The following is a 16,526-nucleotide window of genomic DNA, read 5'->3' as shown; positions in this document are numbered from 1 at the left end:
CTCAGCGCGCTTCCATCGGCACGACACGGCCGTGATGCAGCACCACCTGGCGGTCCAGGCGTGCGGCCAGGCGTGGGCTGTGGGTGACCATCAACAGGCTCGTAGGGCTGTCGTGCAGCAGGTCCAACAGCAGTTGCAGCACTTCATCGCTGGTGGTTTCGTCGAGGTTGCCGGTGGGCTCATCGGCCAACAGCAAGCCCGGGCGCGAGGCCAGTGCTCGCCCTACCGCCACCCGTTGCTGCTGGCCGCCAGACAGTTGCTCAGGGTATCGCTTGAGCAAATCGCCCAGGCCCAGGCGCTCCACCAACTGCGCCTGCCACTGCGGATCGAAACGCCCGGCCAACCGCGCCTGGAACGCCAGGTTGTCCTCCACGCGCAAGCTGCCGATCAGGTTGAACTGCTGGAACACCAGGCCGATTTCAGTGCGGCGCCAATGGGCCAGTTGCGCCTCCGTCAATTGGTCGAGGCGCTGCGCGCCGATTTGAATGCTGCCGCCATCCACACGGTCCAGCCCAGCCACCAGGTGCAAAAGCGTACTTTTGCCGCTGCCCGATTCGCCCATCAGCGCCAGGCTGCTGCGTTCCCCCAGGTAGAGGTCGACACCCGCCAGGACGGCCAGCGGGCCTTGGGGGGTGGCGTAGTTTTTTACAACACCTTGCACCTGCAACATAAAAACGCTCACTGGAAGGACTGCCAACGAGAATAACGGCTGATTGTGCAGCCCATGCAAATTTTTCACATGGATTTCACTGCTTGCCCATCCTCGGCACTTTAGATTGCGCGTCAAATGGCGATAAGCCGCAACTTATTAGTTAGTACACATGGCGTTTTTTAATAGGCACGCGTTCAGCAAAAAGACAGCAACGCTATGACAGGCTCCTGTTCCACAACGGGCAACTGCCCATTAACTGTGCGTGTTTATAAACACAACAATAGTGCCGAATGGTGAACAGCGTGGCAGATATGACCCTGGCCAATCCTAAACCCAAACGGGCACGGTTAAAGCGCCTGAAAAAATACCGCCTGCATTTGCTCGGTATCACTGTTACCGCCGCTCTTCTGACGGGCTTCCTGTTATGGCCGGCCTCGCCGCTGGACCTGGGCGTCGGCAACCGGCTGGTAACCTCGGGGGTGCTCGCCAGTTGGCGCAATGGTGACGTGGTAGTGCTGGTGCGCCATGAAGAGCGTTGCGACCGCTCCACCAACCCGTGCTTCGGCCCCGCCGGCGGCCTCACGGTCCAGGGCAGCCAACGCGCCGCGCAACTGGGCAAAGCCTTTGATTCACTGGGCATGGAGCTTACCGACGTGCTCAGCAGCCCCACCACGCGCACCGCCCAGACGTCACTGTTCATGTTCGGCAAGACCAAGCTTTCGCCGGGGCCCCTGGCCATCTGCGGTGACGCCATGGGCGAGGAAATCCTCGGCCACAAACGCAGCGGTCGCAACCTGATGCTGATCACCCACAGTGCCTGCATGAGCGACTTTCAAAAGTCGCTTGGCTTTCCCCACGCTGCCGCCGCCGAATACGGCAGCGCGCTGTTCGTCAAGGTATTGCCCAACGGCGAATTCGAAACATTAGGCACTATGAACATGCAGCAATGGAAGGTCGCACTAAAACAACTTTAAACACACTTTTTCACATATACCACGGCTATTACGTTCAGCAAAACGACAGCCCTGTTATGGCATGTTCGCTTGCACCTGTTAGTTAAGTTCCCCTTCAATGGTTCAGTGAACATCGTGATTCTTCGCCCCGCTTATTTAATTGCCTCATTGCCCCTTGTTGAACGTCAAGGAGCGACGTATTCATGACCCGCTTCAATCCCCTGCCCTGGTTACTACTCGGCTTTGCCGTCTTCTTCCTGCTGCCCTTGGGCTTGCATGGTTTATGGACCCCGGATGAAACCCGCTATGCCCAGGTCAGCCAGGAAATGCTGATGAGCGGCAATTGGGTGGCGCCGCACTTCATGGGGGTGCGTTACTTCGAGAAGCCCGCCGCCGGGTATTGGCTGATAGCCCTCGGCCAAGCGGTGTTCGGTGAAAACCTGTTTGGGGTGCGCATCGCCTCGGTCCTGAGCACCGGGCTGAGTGTGCTGCTGGCCTACCTGCTCGCCCGGCGCTTGTGGAACGATCCGCGCAAGAGCTTCGCCTGCGCCCTGCTGTACATGAGCTTTGGCCTGGTGGCCGGGCAAGCGGGGTATTCCAACCTCGACCCGCAATTCACCTTGTGGGTGAACCTGAGCCTGGTGGCGCTGTGGTTTGCCTTGGACAGCCGCACACCTCGCGAGCGCCTGGGGGCCTGGGCAGTGTTGGGGTTGGCCTGCGCCATGGGGTTTATGACCAAGGGTTTCCTGGCATGGCTGCTGCCGGTACTGATCGCTGTGCCTTACGTGCTCTGGCAGCGCCGCGTGGGCGAGCTGATGCGCTACGGGCCGCTGGCAGTGCTGGTCGCCGTGCTGGTGTGCCTGCCGTGGGCCCTGGCGATCCACGTGCGGGAACCGGATTACTGGCATTTTTTCTTCTGGCATGAACACATCCGCCGCTTTGCTGCCGACAACGCACAACATGCGCGGCCGATGTGGTTCTTCCTGCCAATCATGGTGGTGGCGTGCCTGCCGTGGGCCGCCTTGTTACCCACCACATTGCTCAAGACCTGGCAGGAAAAGCGCCAGCCGGCGATTGCCTTTCTCGCCCTGTGGCTGCTGCTGCCCCTGGGCTTTTTCAGCCTGAGCAAAGGCAAGCTGCCGACCTACATCATGCCGTGCCTGTTGCCCCTGGCATTGCTGATGGGCCACGGGTTGATCGACCTGATCAAGCAAGGCAGGGTGCGCACGATCGTGATCAACGGCGCGGTCAATTTCACCCTTGGCATGGCCGCCATGGTGCTGCTGATCTACCTGCAAATCACCGACCCGCTGTATGGCAACAGCCATGCCGAGATGTTCAGCCTGTCCCTGGTGTTTATCGTGCTGCTGGGCTGGATCCTCGCCAACCTGCTGCAAGCAGTACGGCCAATGACGTTATGGGCGATGCCGGCGCTGGGCATCGGCCTGCTGGTGGCATTGTTGCCGGCGGGCATGCCGGCGCTGATCGCGGATAACGAAATGCCCGACCAGTTCGTGCTTGAACACCTGGACGAACTGCAGCAAACCCAGGCTTTGCTGAGCAACGAACTGGGGGCTGCGTCGGCCTTGTCATGGCGCTTGCGGCGGCCGCAAGTGGCCTTCTACAGCACCGTGGGCGAGCTGCGCTACGGCCTGCATTACCAAGACTCGGCACACCGCAAGATCACGCTGGATAACGTCCAGGCCTGGTTGGCCGAGGCTCGCCAGCAGGGTTCGGTCGGCGTGCTGATGCGGGTCAGGAGCACCAGCGAACATCGCGAAGAAGGGCAACTGCCTCTCGGCGGCAAGCGTTATCGCAAAGGCAACCTGGTGCTGACGATTTACCCACGACAACCTTAATGCAGCGCCTGCCACAGGGAAAACCCATGAGCTTCTGGAGAACCGAACGCGGCGCCTTGGCTTTATTGCTGGGCACCTCGGCCTTGCTGTTGCTGCTGGGCCTAGGCAGCCGCGACCTGTGGGGGCCGGAAACCCGCTGGGCGAACATCGCCTTGCAGATGCTGCAAAGCGGTGACTACATCGATCCCTATCTCAAAGGCACGCCCTACTACGACAAACCCCTGCCCTCCTACTGGTTGATTGCAGGCTTCGCCCACCTGATGGGCGGCCTGGGGCCGTGGTCGCTGCGCCTGTCATCGGTAATTGCCGCATGGCTGAGTATCTGGCTGATTTACCTGATTGGCGAACGCCTGTTCCGCAAGGGCACCGGGTTGATTGCCGGCTGGATGCTCGCTACCACCTTCTACTTCCTGTTCTGGGGGCGAGTAGCCACCGCTGATGTGCTGACTGTTTGCGGCGTGCTGGCGGCGGTGTGGTGGTATTGGCGTGGGCCGGACGACACACGACTGGGGCGCTACACGGTATTTTTCCTGCTGTTGGCAGCCACCTCACTGTTCAAAGGCTTGATCGGTTTCGTGCTGCCGGGGCTGCTGCTATTGCCGCACCTGCTCAACGGGCAGCGCTACAAACGTCACCTCAATCTACGCCTGCTGCTGGCCGTGCTCATTGCCGCAGCGTTCTACGCGATCCCTTTCGTACTGTCCCATCACTACGGCGCGCCCACTTACGGCCAGAGCGGCCTGGAACTGGTACTGCGGGAAAACGTGGTGCGCTTCTTCGACCCCTTCGACCATATGGGGCCGATCTACACCTATCTGATCTACCTGCCGGTCTACACCCTGCCCTGGGCGCCCTGCTGGCTGCTCGGCCTGTGGCTGGCCGTGCGGCAGTGGCGCCATACCCCGCCCAACGTGCGCTGGCTGGTGTGGGGCCTGGGCCTGTTGTTTGTGTTCTTCACCGCCAGCGGCAGCCGTCGCAGCTACTACGTACTGCCGCTGGTGCCCTTTGCCCAATTGCTCGCCGCCTGGTGGCTGAGTGAACGCCTGCAAACAAAACCGGCGAGTTGGCCGCGTTGGCAGAAAGGTTTTGGACTCAGCGCAGGCTTGATGGTGTTGGTGCTGGGCGTGATCTACCCCTGGACCAACGGCAACGGTGGCGTGACCCGCTTTGCCGCAGACCTACAGGCCCAAGCGCTGAAAAGCGTCCCCTGGAACCAGTGGCAAATGGTGCTGGTGGAGGTCGACAACAAGCTGCCGATGTACCTGCAAAACCATGGCAAGCCCTTCTACTACGTCAGCGAAGCCCAGGACTTCCCCCGCCAGGGTGACAGCGCCGCATTCATGGCCTGGCTGGACAAAACCAGCGGCCAACGCTTCGACCCGCAGCGCACGATTATCGTCGTGCAGCATTCCAAGCAAGAGCCGATGCCGCTGGAGTTCCTGGGGGTGGATCATCAGCTGGTCAGGACGCAGCCGGATAATGGCGAGCGGTTGTTTCAGCCGCGTGAGGATGGGAGCGTGGCGTTTGTGCCTGCGCCGCGGTGAGCCTGTGTCGCTACTGGCCTTTCGTCATGGTTTGTAAAGGGCCAGCAAGTCGTATCCCTTTAAATTGCAGGACGTTTCCGAGACAATCCCCGCCGCCTTGTGCCGGTTGGAATCGGTGGCTAGTCTGCGATCCGTCACTGCTCATCAGTGATCGGGTTTAGTCGCCCGGATTCCAGTTGTGCGCAAGCTGTCACCCCGATCGTGGTGGCTGTGCGCAGGGCACCTTCGGGTGCGCCGGATCCAACTGGCCGGTCGACTAACCTGCGTACAGCCGCCTCCCAACGTTTAGTCGCGAAGGGTTCGGCTCCTTACCTACCAGTTGGAGTTACACCATGAATAAAGTCCTACCCGATCCACCCTTCGATCCCGCCAAAACCCGCGCCGCGTTCAACCGCGCCATCGACCACTACCTGCCCAGCCAGGGTTTCCACAGCGTCAACGACGACCTGAGTTTTGAAGATGCGTTGCTGTACACCGCCAGCCTGCTCGACAGTGCTTCGGCGACGGCGCTCGATTGTGGTGAATTGCTGGATAGCCCGGGGCGGGCGAAGATCCTCGCGGTGTGGCATTTGCTGGAGATTGCCAGGACCACAGTGGATCGCTCTATCGAGTGTATGAAACCCTTGAAGACAACACCTTAAAATGTGGGAGGGGGCTTGCTCCCGATGGCGGTGGCTCAGCTGATATATCCGCTGCTGACACTCCCTCATCGGGGGCAAGCCCCCTCCCACACTGTGCGCATTCCAATGCTTGGATTCGGCTTCAGCAGGCGAAGAGTTGAACGTTCCATCGAGTGTATGAAGCCCTTGAAGACAACACTTTAAAATGTGGGAGGGGGCTTGCTCCCGATGGCAGTGGGTCAGCTGATATATCCACTGCTGACACTCCCTCATCGGGGCAAGCCCCCTCCCACACTGTACGCATTCCAATGCTTGGATTCGGCTTCAGCAGGCGAAGAGTTGAACGTTCCATCGAGTGTATGAAGCCCTTGAAGACAACACCTTAAAATGTGGGAGGGGGCTTGCTCCCGATGGCAGTGGGTCAGCTGATATATCCACTGCTGACACTCCCTCATCGGGGCAAGCCCCCTACCACACTGTGCGCATTCCAATGCTTGGATTCGGCTTCACAGGCGAAGAGTGGAACGTTCCATCGAGTGTATGAATCCCTTTAAGGCAACGCCTTAAAATGTGGGAGAGGACCTGTCTGTCAGCCGAACCCCGGGCATTCAACTGGTTAAAACGGGGTTAGCGAGCGGTTCATTGCTGAAACGATTAAAGCCCTGTAGGAGATTGGCTATATGTAGCCGGTGCTAGCAGTCGATCATTTATCTAAATTAATATTTTTATCCTGAATATCAGCTACTTAACTGTCTGTAAAGATAATCCACCTGCCTTCGTTGCCGTTTTTACTCGCCAGAAACGTCGAATTACTGACGCGACTTTTATGGCAGCCTTTGTCCCGCGTTTCCGCTACATACGTAGGATAAATCCCTATGGCTTAATAAAATCTCGAACGCCGAGTTACGTTCAAGCAGTACGGACCGTCCCGCCCAGGCCTAGCGCGTCGGTTGACGGTTTTCGACATCAAGGACGAGATGGCTATGAGTCTGACCCGTAATATTGGCGACACACAGGGCCCGCATTTTTTTGCCGAAATGGGCGAGTTGATTTCAAGCAGTGGCAATGAACACTTCGCTGCCAACATGCTGCATCTGGTGGACAAGTGGGTGCCAATCCATTTGGTCGGCCTCAGCGAATGGACCCTGGACGAACTGCGCGACTGCGTGCTGGACATCAAGTTGCTGGGCAGCGCCGGGCTGAACAAGGATTTGTCTGTAGCCCAGACCCTGCGCCCGGTGAGCGACCACCCGTTGCTGCGCCAGATGCTGCGCATGCAAGACCCGTTGTTGATCCAGATGAAAGCCAAGGCCGACAGCGCACACCCACGGGGCAGTTCGCACCAGTGCAACCTGGTATCGCGCCAAGGCAATCGACGCTGCGTGATTTCGTTCTATCGGCCTGCGACCCAGCGTGGGTTTTCCCTGGCGCAGTTGTCGTTCCTCAAATGCTTGTCGGACACCCTGTTGCCGCTGATGGAGCGGCACGCGCAGCTTCTGCGCCAGGCACCGCAGGCCGAGACCGACCCGGCCCATACCCTGCTGGAGCAATCGCAATGGCAGCGCGAATTCTACAAACGCCTGACCCTCAGCGATATCACCTTGTCGGCACGGGAGCAGGAGGTTTGCCTTGGCCTGTTGACCGGCGGCACCGTGCCGCAGATCGCGGAAAAACTCAGTGTCAAAAACAGTTCCATCGAGACCTACCTCAAGCGTGCCGCCGCCAAGCTCGGCGTGAGTGGCCGGCACGGCCTGGCCAAATGGATGGTCGGCGCCTGATGAACAAACTGACACCGCAACCTGCGGGTGGCGGCCCTGAATGTGCAGGCGTTCCAGGCACAGTACCGCATCCAGCGCGCAGACCTGTTCCCGGCGATCACCCCGACTGCCGCAGCCGATACTCCCCCGGCGTCATCTGCGCATAACGCAGGAAAAACCGGCTGAAATATGCCGGGTCCTTGAACCCCAGCTGGTAGCAGATTTCATTTGCCGAACTACCGGTAAACAGCAGCAGGCGCTTGGCTTCCTGCATCAGCCGTTCAAGAATCAAACGCTTGGAAGGTAAGTCGGCGATGCGTCGGCATACCTCATTGAGCCGCGCCGGTGTCACGCCGATTCCCTCGGCATAGCGCGCCAACGACCAATGTTCCAGGTAATGGGCTTCGACCAGTTCGTTGAAACGATGAAAAATGCGCAAGTCTTCATGGGCCATCGGGCGTGCCGGCAACGCGTGGGCGCACAGGCGCAGCAGGCGGATCATGATCAGGCGCGTCAAACTGTCGAGGGCGGCAGCGCGTCCTGCCCGTTCGGCGTTGATCTCGCTGCACAGCGCTTCGAAGAGCTGATCCAGCCCTTCGGCGGCATCGCCCAGCGCGACACAGGCCGCACCTGAGGCGAGGCTTGGGTCGGCGTCGATCAATCCCCACACCAGTTGCTGGCGCACCGTCAACACATGCCCGTCGGCATCGGCTTCGGTAACGAAGGCATGCGCCACCGTGGGCGGCGTGAGAAAAAACATCGGCCCCGACTCGACGTATTGACGGTCATCCAGATAAACCCGCACGGCGCCACTCTTGACGTAATGCACCTGGAAAAACCGGTCATGCCGATGCACGGCCATGTTGCGCCCGAAAAACCCCGCCAGGTTGCCGAGCTTGTCGTAATGCACCTCGGCATCGCTGTAACGCTGGTCGTAGACCTGCCCGATGTTGATATTGGGAATCGGCTTCACGCGGCCCTCCTCTTGTTGTTCTGATGCCGTTGGAGTTTGCCATGCTTGACGTTAGTTAACATATTAATTATAACGTTAACAACTTAACGAACTGCCAACGCAGCCTTCGTCACCGCCAGGAGAAACGCATGAGCCGTACCCTGCATGATGTTGCCAGCGGCACCCTGTTCGGCGTTGCGCTGAACTACCAGGGCCTGCTGGAGCAACATCTCGCCGCCTTCGAGCAGGCGCCCTACCAGAAGCCGCCGACCAAGCCGGTGTTGTTTATCAAGACCCCCAACACCCGCAATGCCCATGGCGGTGTGGTGCTGCAGCCTGCGGGCGAGCGCCTGCAACCGGGCCCGGCGTTGGGCGTGGTGATCGGCCAGCGCGCCAGCCGCGTCAGTCTGGACAATGCCATGGCCCATGTCGCCGGGTATGTGGTGGTCAACGAGTTCAGCCTGCCGGAAGACAGCTACTACCGCCCCGCCGTCAAAGCCAAATGCCGCGATGGGTTCTGCGCCCTGGGGCCTGAGGTGGTTGCCCGCGACCAAGTGGCTAACCCCAACAGCCTGGACCTCAAGCTCTTCGTCAATGGCCAGTTGCGCCAGGAAAACTCCACCGCTAATTGGGTGCGCGATATCCCGCAATTGATCGTCGAGATCAGCGAGTTCATGACCCTGCATCCCGGTGACGTGCTGATCACCGGCACACCGGAAGGCCGCGTCGATGTGCAGCCCGGCGACCGGGTCGAAGTTGAAATCACCGGTGTGGGCCGTTTGCTCAACACCATTGAGGCAGAGGTATTGGCATGAAGCGCGCACGTATCCGCTTTGAAGATCAAATCCATTCCGTGCAGGTCGACGGCGACTGCAGCGTGCGCCTCAGCGATGGCCGCCGGCTCGCGCAAGAACAGGTGCAATGGCTGCCACCCGCCACCGGCAACATGTTCGCCCTCGGCTTGAACTACGCCGACCACGCCGCCGAACTGGCTTTCACACCGCCGACCGAACCGCTGGTTTTTATCAAGTCAGTCGGCACCTACACCGGCCACCGCCAGGTCACCTGGCGCCCGGACGACGTTGCCTACATGCACTACGAGTGCGAGCTGGTGGCGGTGATCGGCAAGACCGCCCGCAACGTCAAGCGTGCCGACGCCCTGGATTACCTGGCCGGCTACACGGTGTGCAACGACTACGCGATCCGCGACTACCTGGAAAACTACTACCGCCCCAACCTGCGGGTAAAAAACCGCGACGCCACCACCCCGGTCGGCCCGTGGATCGTCGACGTGGCTGACGTGCCCGACCCGGGCAACCTGAAATTGCGCACCTGGATCAACGGCGAGTTGCGCCAGGAAGGCAGCACCAAAGACATGATTTTCGATATCCCCTACCTCATCGAATACCTGTCCAGCTTCATGACCCTGCAACCTGGCGACATGATCGCCACCGGCACGCCCGAGGGCCTGGCCGATGTGGTGCCGGGGGATGAAGTGGTGGTGGAAGTCGAAGGCGTGGGCCGCCTGGTCAACCATATTGTCAGTGAGACGCAGTTTTTCTCCGTGCGCAAAGAGGCTTGAGCAACATGATCAAACATTGGATCGATGGCCGTGAGGTCGAGAGCAAAGACGTGTTCGTCAACTACAACCCGGCCACCGGCGAGGCCATTGGTGAAGTGGCCAGCGGCGGCGCCGAAGAAGTCGCCCAAGCCGTGGCGGCGGCCAAGGCGGCGTTCCCCAAGTGGGCCAACACCCCAGCCAAGGAGCGCGCACGCCTGATGCGCAAGCTGGGTGAACTGATCGAACAGAACGTGCCACGCCTGGCCGAGCTGGAGACCCTCGACACCGGACTGCCGATCCACCAGACCAAAAACGTGTTGATCCCACGCGCCTCGCACAACTTCGATTTCTTCGCTGAAGTCTGCACGCGCATGGACGGCCACAGCTACCCGGTGGACGACCAGATGCTCAACTACACCCTCTACCAGCCGGTGGGCGTGTGCGCGTTGGTGTCGCCATGGAACGTGCCGTTCATGACCGCCACCTGGAAGACCGCACCGTGCCTGGCCCTGGGTAACACGGCGGTGTTGAAGATGTCGGAGCTGTCGCCCCTGACCGCCAATGAACTGGGACGCCTGGCAGTGGAAGCCGGGATCCCCAATGGTGTGCTCAATGTGATCCAGGGCTACGGCGCCACCGCTGGTGATGCCCTGGTGCGCCACCCGGATGTGCGGGCGATTTCCTTTACCGGCGGCACCGCCACCGGCAGGAAAATCATGCAGACCGCCGGCCTTAAAAAGTATTCCATGGAACTGGGCGGCAAGTCGCCGGTGCTGATCTTTGAAGACGCCGACCTTGAGCGTGCCCTTGATGCCGCACTGTTTACGATCTTTTCCCTGAACGGCGAGCGTTGCACCGCCGGCAGCCGGATCTTTATCCAGGAAAGCGTCTACCCGCAGTTTGTCGCCGAGTTCGCGGCGCGGGCCAAGCGCTTGATTGTGGGCGACCCCCAGGACCCCAAGACTCAGGTCGGCTCGATGATCACCCAGGCCCATTACGACAAGGTCACCGGTTACATCAGGATCGGCCTGGAGGAAGGCGCTACGCTGCTGGCCGGCGGGCTGGAGCGGCCGGCCAACTTGCCTGCGCACTTGAGCCGCGGCCAATTTATCCAGCCGACGGTATTCGCCGATGTGAATAACAAGATGCGCATCGCCCAGGAAGAAATCTTCGGCCCGGTGGTGTGCCTGATCCCGTTCAAGGACGAAGCCCAAGCGCTGCAATTGGCCAACGACACCGAGTACGGCCTGGCCTCCTATATCTGGACCCAGGACATCGGCAAAGCCCATCGACTGGCCCGCGGCATTGAAGCAGGCATGGTATTTATCAACAGCCAGAACGTGCGCGACTTGCGCCAGCCGTTCGGCGGGGTGAAGGGTTCGGGCACCGGCCGTGAGGGTGGCCAGTACAGCTTTGAAGTGTTTGCCGAGATCAAGAACGTGTGCATTTCCATGGGCAGTCATCACATTCCGCGCTGGGGCATCTGAAACAGGCTCCTACCGACCTTACAAGAATAATTATTCAGGAGAATCATCATGGGCGAAGTGGTTCTGGCAGCGAAGATCTGCCACGTACCGTCGATGTACCTGTCGGAACTGCCCGGCAAGCATCACGGCTGTCGCGAAGCGGCGATTGCCGGGCACAAGGAAATCGGGCGCCGCGCCCGCGAACTGGGGGCCGACACCGCCGTGGTGTTCGACGTGCACTGGCTGGTCAACAGCGGTTATCACATCAACTGTGGCGAACGGTTCCAAGGCACCTACACCAGCAACGAGCTGCCGCACTTCATCAAGAACATGGACTACGCCTACCCGGGCTGCCCCGAGCTGGGTGAGCTGATCGCCGCCGAAGCCAACCTGGCCGGCGTGCGCAGCATGGCCCACAACATCCCCAGCCTGGAGCTGGAATACGGCACCCTGGTGCCAATGCGCTACATGCACATGGGCGTGCCCGAGGATGAAAAATTCAAGGTCATTTCCATCGCTGCCTGGTGTGCCTGGCATCGCCTGGAAGACAGCTTCGCCTTCGGCGCCGCCGTACGCCGGGCCATCGAAAAGAGCGAGCGCAAGGTGCTGGTGCTGGCGTCCGGGTCGCTGTCCCATCGTTTTTCCGACGACCGCCAGGCCGAAGCGAATATCCATAACTGGACCCGCGAATTCGACAAGCAGGTGGACCTGCACGTGGTCGAGATGTGGCAGCAAGGCCGCTTCAAAGAGTTCTGCGCCATGCTGCCGGACTACGCCGAACACTGCTTTGGCGAAGGCAAGATGCACGACACCGCCATGCTCCTGGGCCTGTTGGGCGGGCGGGACTATGCCCAGCCGGCCGAGATCATCACGCCGGCGTTCGGCAGTTCGGGCACCGGCCAGATCAATGCGATTTTCCCGCTGTAGACCAGGGAGAACACCATGCCGCACTTTATTGCCGAATACACCGACAACCTCGAACAACAGGCCGACCTGCCCGGCCTGTTTGAAAAAGTCCACCGCGTGCTGGGAGACAGCGGCGTGTTCCCCCTCGGTGGTATCCGCAGCCGCGGCGTGCGCCTGGACACCTGGCGCATGGCCGACGGCAAGCACGACTATGCCTTTGTACACATGACCCTCAAGGTCGGCCACGGCCGCGACCTGGCCACGCGCCAGGCGGTAGCCGAAGCCTTATTCGGGGTGATCACCGCGCACTTCGCCGAGCTGCAGGCGCAACGGTTATTGGCGCTGTCGTTCGAGATGGTCGAACTGCACCCGCAGCTCAACTTCAAGCAGAACAATGTGCATGCGTTCCTGAACAACGCGGCGAACTGAAAAGGGCCCCGCCCCCCTGTAGGAGCGAGCTTGCTCGCGAGAAACCTCCAGGCACCGCGGATCCAGCAGCGCTGCGTTTTCGTTGACGTTTTTCGCGAGCAAGCTCGCTCCTACAACAAAAAGTACAACATCATGAGCACAGCCCACTCCACCGCAAGCCTGCGGCTTGCCGAGCACGACCGCACCCATCGTTTGGTGACCTGGCGCCTGATGCCCTTGTTGCTGGTGTGTTACCTGTTCGCCCATCTGGACCGCATCAACATCGGCTTCGCCAAGATGCAGATGAGCCACGACCTGCAGTTCAGCGACACGGTGTACGGCTTCGGCGCCGGGCTGTTTTTTATCGCCTACGCGCTGTTCGGCGTGCCCAGCAACATGGCCCTGGACCGCGTCGGGCCACGGCGCTGGATCGCCTGCCTGATGGTGGTGTGGGGCCTGCTCTCCACCGGCATGCTGTGGGTGGAGAGCGCCCGCGGTTTCTATCTGCTGCGCTTTTTACTGGGGGTGGCCGAGGCCGGTTTTTTCCCTGGCATCCTGGTGTTTCTCAACCGCTGGTACCCGGCGCGTCGGCGTGCCCAGGTCACCGCCTTGTTTGCCATCGCCGTGCCCATGGCCGGGGTGTTGGGCGGGCCGATTTCCGGGGCGATCCTGGAGAACTTCCACGACGTCGGCAGCCTGCGCGGCTGGCAGTGGATGTTCCTGATCGAAGGTGCGCCCGTGGTGCTGCTGGGGCTGGTGGTGCTCAAGTGCTTGCCGGACAGTTTCGAGTCGGTAGGCTGGTTGAGCACCGAGCAAAAACAGCAACTGCGCACCCAGTTGAGCAACGAGGAACAACGCAAGACCATCACCTCGTTCAGCGGCATCCTGCGGGACCCGCAAGTGTGGCTGCTGGTGGCCGTGTACTTTGCGGTGATGCTGGCGGTCAACACCCTGGCGTTCTGGATGCCGACCCTGATCCACGGCGCCGGCATCGGCCGCGACAGTCAGGTCGGCTTGCTCAGCGCCGTGCCCTACCTGGCCGGCTGCTTCTTCATGATCGGCTGCGGGCGCTCCTCCGACCGTCACCGCGAACGCCGCTGGCACCTGTGCGTGCCGCTGCTGATGGCCGCGGCCGGCATCGCCGTGGCGGGCCTGGCGCCTGGCAACGCGCTGCTGGTGATGAGCGGGCTGGTGGTTGCCGGCATGGGCGCCAGCGCGGCGCTGCCGATGTTCTGGCAACTGCCGCCGGCGTTTCTCTCCAATACCACCCAGGCGGCGGGCATCGCCATGATCAGCTCGTTCGGCAGCATTGCCGCGTTCCTGGCGCCCTACCTGATTGGCTGGATGCGCGACGCCACCCAGAGCGCCAGCCTGGCCCTGTACGTACTCGCCCTGTTTATCGCCCTCGGTGGCCTGCTGGTGCTGCGCACCCACGCCGCCATCGTCAACCCCCACTAGAGACCGTTGCCATGCTCGACTCCCAGCAAATCCTCGCGGCCGCCGCGCACCTGGACCGCGCCGAACGCAGCCGCGAACAGGTGCGCCAGTTTTCCCTCGACTACCCCGGCATCACCATCGAGGATGCCTACGCCATCCAACGCGCCTGGGTGGCACAAAAAATCAACGATGGACGCACGCTCAAGGGCCACAAGATCGGCCTCACTTCACGGGCCATGCAGGTCTCTTCAAACATCACCGAGCCCGACTACGGCGCCCTGCTCGATGACATGTTTTTCGATGAAGGCAGTGATATTCCCTTCGAGCGCTTCATCGTGCCGCGTGTGGAAGTGGAACTGGCGTTCATCCTCGGCAAGCCGCTCAAGGGTCCGAACTGCACAGTGTTCGATGTGCTTGATGCCACCGAATGGGTGATCCCGGCGCTGGAAATCATCGACGCTCGCATCCAACAGATCGACCCACAGACCAACGCCACCCGCAAGGTGTTCGACACCATCTCCGACAACGCCGCCAATGCCGGCGTGGTACTCGGTGGCCGGGCTGTGCGCCCCACCGAGATCGACCTGCGCAAAGTGCCGGCGGTGCTGTACCGCAATGGCGTGATCGAAGAATCCGGCGTCTCGGCGGCAGTGCTCAACCACCCGGCCAAGGGCGTGGCGTGGCTGGCCAACAAGCTGGCGGCGCATGACGTCACCCTGCTGCCCGGCCAAGTGATTCTAGGCGGTTCGTTTACCCGCCCGGTGGCGGCCCGCCCTGGGGATACTTTCCACGTCGACTACGATCTGCTCGGCTCGATCGCCTGTCGCTTCGTCTGAATACTGGAGCACTGTCATGGACATGCCTGTCAACCGCTTCAAACAACGCCTTCACCAGGGCGAGGCGCAGATCGGCCTGTGGCTCGGCCTCGCCAATGCCTATAGCGCGGAGCTGGCCGCCAACGCCGGTTTCGACTGGCTGCTGATCGATGGCGAACACGCCCCCAACCACCTGCCGGGCATGCTTGCGCAATTACAGGCCATAGCGCCCTACCCCAGCCAGGCGTTGATTCGCCCGGTGATCGGCGACACAGCGCTGATCAAGCAACTGCTGGACATCGGCGCCCAGACCCTGCTGGTGCCCATGGTCGAAAGCCCATCCCAGGCCCGGGAACTGGTGCGCGCCCTGCGCTACCCACCCCAGGGTACTCGCGGCGTCGGCAGTGCCCTGGCCCGTGCTTCGCGCTGGAACAGCATCACCGACTACCTCGACCAGGCCGACGCGCAGATGTGCCTGCTGGTGCAGATTGAAAACCGCGAGGGCCTGGCCAATCTGGACGCCATCGCCGCCGTCGAAGGCGTGGACGGTGTGTTCATCGGCCCGGCGGACTTGAGTGCGGCCATGGGGCATCGCGGTAACCCCGGGCATCCTGAAGTGCAGGCGGCGATAGAGGACGCCATCGTGCGCATTGTTCGAGCGGGCAAGGCGGCAGGGATTCTCAGTGCGGATGAACGCCTGGCGCGGCGCTATATCGAACTGGGGGCGACGTTCGTGGCGGTGGGAGTGGATACCACGGTGTTGATGCGCGGGTTGCAGGCATTGGCTGGGAAGTTCAAAGACACTTCAGAGGCCGTACACACAGGCGGAGTCTACTGAGCTCAACATGTGGGAGCGGCGGTGCGACGATTCGACTTGCTCCCGATAGCGGTGTGTCAGATACACATAGGCTGGCTGACACACTGCTATCGGGAGCAAGCCCCCTCCCACATTTTGACCTGTTTTGATCATGAGATTGATTCAGCGCTTGATGTTCTTCAAGTCATCCAGCAACCCCAGCAAGGTCTGGAATTTCTCCTCGCCAAACTGATCCTGCAAGCGCTGGTAGTTGGCCTCCATGCACTGGCTCATGGACTCGAAACTGGCCTTGCCCTTGTCCGCCAAAGTAATGAGCACCCGGCGCTGGTCCTGTTCGGCCTTGCGTCGGTGCACCATGCCGGCGGCTTCCATGCGCACCAGCACGCCGGTCATGCTCGGCTTGAGGATGCAGGCCAGTTCCGCCAGTTGGTAAATCTCCAGCTCACCGTGCTGTTCGAGGATGCGGATGATGCGCCATTGCTGTTCGGTCAGGCCGTGCTCATTCAACGAGGGGCGGAAAAAACTCATCGCCGCTTCACGGGCTTGCAACAAGGCCAGGGTCAGGGATTGTCGAGGTTTGGACATAGGATCAGGGTCACGAAGTATTTAGTTAATAATTTAACGAAACTCTAACATTCCCCGCCAGTGAGCGCGCTATAACTTGTGTGTGCCCTCGCCCATGGCGCGCTGAATCAAAAACCCGGGCACGCAGGATCAAGACTTCCAGCCCGCCAGGGGCCCTAATGGAGGCATCCGCTTCAGCGCCTTCCTTCACTTTT

General features: G+C 60.9%; 16 protein-coding genes and 1 pseudogene. 14 read left to right on the top strand and 3 right to left on the bottom strand.

Features of this window, described 5'->3' with window-relative positions:
- Nucleotide 1: 1 nt before the first annotated feature.
- Nucleotides 2-670, bottom strand: coding sequence for an ABC transporter ATP-binding protein (locus tag NMB39_RS10695; RefSeq protein WP_057024927.1), 669 nt, complete (start codon nt 668-670; stop codon nt 2-4).
- 275 nt (nt 671-945) lie between these two features.
- Between NMB39_RS10695 and pmrG the strand changes: the two genes are divergently transcribed.
- The 6 genes and pseudogenes from pmrG to NMB39_RS10665 form a co-directional block, all read left to right on the top strand.
- The gene (pmrG, locus tag NMB39_RS10690) at nt 946-1,626 is read left to right on the top strand and encodes a lipopolysaccharide core heptose(II)-phosphate phosphatase PmrG (protein ID WP_494339272.1); all 681 of its coding nucleotides are present in this window, start codon (nt 946-948) and stop codon (nt 1,624-1,626) included.
- Nucleotides 1,627-1,808: 182 nt separating this feature from the next.
- The gene (gene arnT, locus NMB39_RS10685; protein ID WP_057024929.1) at nt 1,809-3,464 is read left to right on the top strand and encodes a lipid IV(A) 4-amino-4-deoxy-L-arabinosyltransferase; all 1,656 of its coding nucleotides are present in this window, start codon (nt 1,809-1,811) and stop codon (nt 3,462-3,464) included.
- Nucleotides 3,465-3,490: 26 nt separating this feature from the next.
- Complete coding sequence (locus tag NMB39_RS10680; protein ID WP_494339273.1) at nt 3,491-5,008, top strand: ArnT family glycosyltransferase; 1,518 nt, start codon at nt 3,491-3,493, stop codon at nt 5,006-5,008.
- Between the two features lie 332 nt (nt 5,009-5,340).
- Complete coding sequence (locus NMB39_RS10675) at nt 5,341-5,649, top strand: DUF6124 family protein (protein ID WP_056846655.1); 309 nt, start codon at nt 5,341-5,343, stop codon at nt 5,647-5,649.
- A 962-nt stretch (nt 5,650-6,611) separates the two neighbouring features.
- A complete protein-coding gene (locus NMB39_RS10670) occupies nt 6,612-7,406 on the top strand; it encodes a helix-turn-helix transcriptional regulator (RefSeq protein ID WP_056846656.1) in 795 nt (264 codons plus the stop codon).
- A 12-nt stretch (nt 7,407-7,418) separates the two neighbouring features.
- Nucleotides 7,419-7,505, top strand: a pseudogene (locus NMB39_RS10665) (hypothetical protein); the annotation flags it as partial.
- On the opposite strand, the gene hpaA reads toward NMB39_RS10665, so the two are convergent.
- A complete protein-coding gene (hpaA, locus tag NMB39_RS10660) occupies nt 7,504-8,358 on the bottom strand; it encodes a 4-hydroxyphenylacetate catabolism regulatory protein HpaA (RefSeq protein WP_494339274.1) in 855 nt (284 codons plus the stop codon). The pseudogene NMB39_RS10665 and the gene hpaA sit on opposite strands and share 2 nt — an antisense overlap.
- 128 nt (nt 8,359-8,486) lie before the next feature.
- On the opposite strand from hpaA, the gene NMB39_RS10655 reads away from it, so the two are divergent.
- The 8 genes from NMB39_RS10655 to hpaI all read left to right on the top strand — a co-directional run bounded on the left by NMB39_RS10655 (nt 8,487) and on the right by hpaI (nt 15,768).
- The gene (locus NMB39_RS10655; protein WP_046068790.1) at nt 8,487-9,152 is read left to right on the top strand and encodes a fumarylacetoacetate hydrolase family protein; all 666 of its coding nucleotides are present in this window, start codon (nt 8,487-8,489) and stop codon (nt 9,150-9,152) included.
- Entirely contained in the window at nt 9,149-9,919 is a 771-nt protein-coding gene (locus NMB39_RS10650) for a fumarylacetoacetate hydrolase family protein (RefSeq protein ID WP_494339275.1), read from the top strand. The genes NMB39_RS10655 and NMB39_RS10650 overlap by 4 nt, the downstream gene beginning before the upstream one ends.
- A gap of 5 nt (nt 9,920-9,924) precedes the next feature.
- Nucleotides 9,925-11,385, top strand: a complete 1,461-nt coding sequence (hpaE, locus tag NMB39_RS10645; protein ID WP_494339276.1) for a 5-carboxymethyl-2-hydroxymuconate semialdehyde dehydrogenase — start codon at nt 9,925-9,927, stop codon at nt 11,383-11,385.
- A gap of 48 nt (nt 11,386-11,433) precedes the next feature.
- On the top strand, nt 11,434-12,291 hold the full coding sequence (gene hpaD / locus NMB39_RS10640) for a 3,4-dihydroxyphenylacetate 2,3-dioxygenase (RefSeq protein WP_494339277.1): 858 nt from the start codon (nt 11,434-11,436) through the stop codon (nt 12,289-12,291).
- A 15-nt stretch (nt 12,292-12,306) separates the two neighbouring features.
- A complete protein-coding gene (locus NMB39_RS10635; protein WP_046068794.1) occupies nt 12,307-12,699 on the top strand; it encodes a tautomerase family protein in 393 nt (130 codons plus the stop codon).
- Nucleotides 12,700-12,831: 132 nt separating this feature from the next.
- On the top strand, nt 12,832-14,136 hold the full coding sequence (locus NMB39_RS10630; RefSeq protein WP_494339278.1) for an MFS transporter: 1,305 nt from the start codon (nt 12,832-12,834) through the stop codon (nt 14,134-14,136).
- An 11-nt stretch (nt 14,137-14,147) separates the two neighbouring features.
- Nucleotides 14,148-14,951, top strand: a complete 804-nt coding sequence (gene hpaH, locus NMB39_RS10625; RefSeq protein ID WP_057024938.1) for a 2-oxo-hept-4-ene-1,7-dioate hydratase — start codon at nt 14,148-14,150, stop codon at nt 14,949-14,951.
- A gap of 16 nt (nt 14,952-14,967) precedes the next feature.
- Entirely contained in the window at nt 14,968-15,768 is an 801-nt protein-coding gene (gene hpaI / locus NMB39_RS10620; protein ID WP_494339279.1) for a 4-hydroxy-2-oxoheptanedioate aldolase, read from the top strand.
- A gap of 141 nt (nt 15,769-15,909) precedes the next feature.
- Here hpaI and hpaR read toward each other — a convergent pair whose 3' ends face one another.
- Entirely contained in the window at nt 15,910-16,332 is a 423-nt protein-coding gene (gene hpaR, locus NMB39_RS10615; protein ID WP_043049367.1) for a homoprotocatechuate degradation operon regulator HpaR, read from the bottom strand.
- Between the last annotated feature and the right edge of the window lie 194 nt (nt 16,333-16,526).

The sequence above is a fragment of the Pseudomonas sp. FBCC-B545 genome (genome assembly GCF_059134095.1).
This window is presented reverse-complemented; position numbering and strand designations above follow the sequence as displayed.

Bases quoted from the DNA above. Each gene is read 5' to 3' on its own strand.
- NMB39_RS10695 (WP_057024927.1), bottom strand. From the start codon at position 670: ATGTTGCAGGTGCAAGGTGTTGTAAAAAACTACGCCACCCCCCAAGGC.
- arnT (WP_057024929.1), top strand. From the start codon at position 1,809: ATGACCCGCTTCAATCCCCTGCCCTGGTTACTACTCGGCTTTGCCGTC.
- NMB39_RS10680 (WP_494339273.1), top strand. From the start codon at position 3,491: ATGAGCTTCTGGAGAACCGAACGCGGCGCCTTGGCTTTATTGCTGGGC.
- NMB39_RS10675 (WP_056846655.1), top strand. From the start codon at position 5,341: ATGAATAAAGTCCTACCCGATCCACCCTTCGATCCCGCCAAAACCCGC.
- NMB39_RS10670 (WP_056846656.1), top strand. From the start codon at position 6,612: ATGAGTCTGACCCGTAATATTGGCGACACACAGGGCCCGCATTTTTTT.
- NMB39_RS10655 (WP_046068790.1), top strand. From the start codon at position 8,487: ATGAGCCGTACCCTGCATGATGTTGCCAGCGGCACCCTGTTCGGCGTT.
- NMB39_RS10650 (WP_494339275.1), top strand. From the start codon at position 9,149: ATGAAGCGCGCACGTATCCGCTTTGAAGATCAAATCCATTCCGTGCAG.
- hpaE (WP_494339276.1), top strand. From the start codon at position 9,925: ATGATCAAACATTGGATCGATGGCCGTGAGGTCGAGAGCAAAGACGTG.
- hpaD (WP_494339277.1), top strand. From the start codon at position 11,434: ATGGGCGAAGTGGTTCTGGCAGCGAAGATCTGCCACGTACCGTCGATG.
- NMB39_RS10635 (WP_046068794.1), top strand. From the start codon at position 12,307: ATGCCGCACTTTATTGCCGAATACACCGACAACCTCGAACAACAGGCC.
- NMB39_RS10630 (WP_494339278.1), top strand. From the start codon at position 12,832: ATGAGCACAGCCCACTCCACCGCAAGCCTGCGGCTTGCCGAGCACGAC.
- hpaH (WP_057024938.1), top strand. From the start codon at position 14,148: ATGCTCGACTCCCAGCAAATCCTCGCGGCCGCCGCGCACCTGGACCGC.
- hpaI (WP_494339279.1), top strand. From the start codon at position 14,968: ATGGACATGCCTGTCAACCGCTTCAAACAACGCCTTCACCAGGGCGAG.
- hpaR (WP_043049367.1), bottom strand. From the start codon at position 16,332: ATGTCCAAACCTCGACAATCCCTGACCCTGGCCTTGTTGCAAGCCCGT.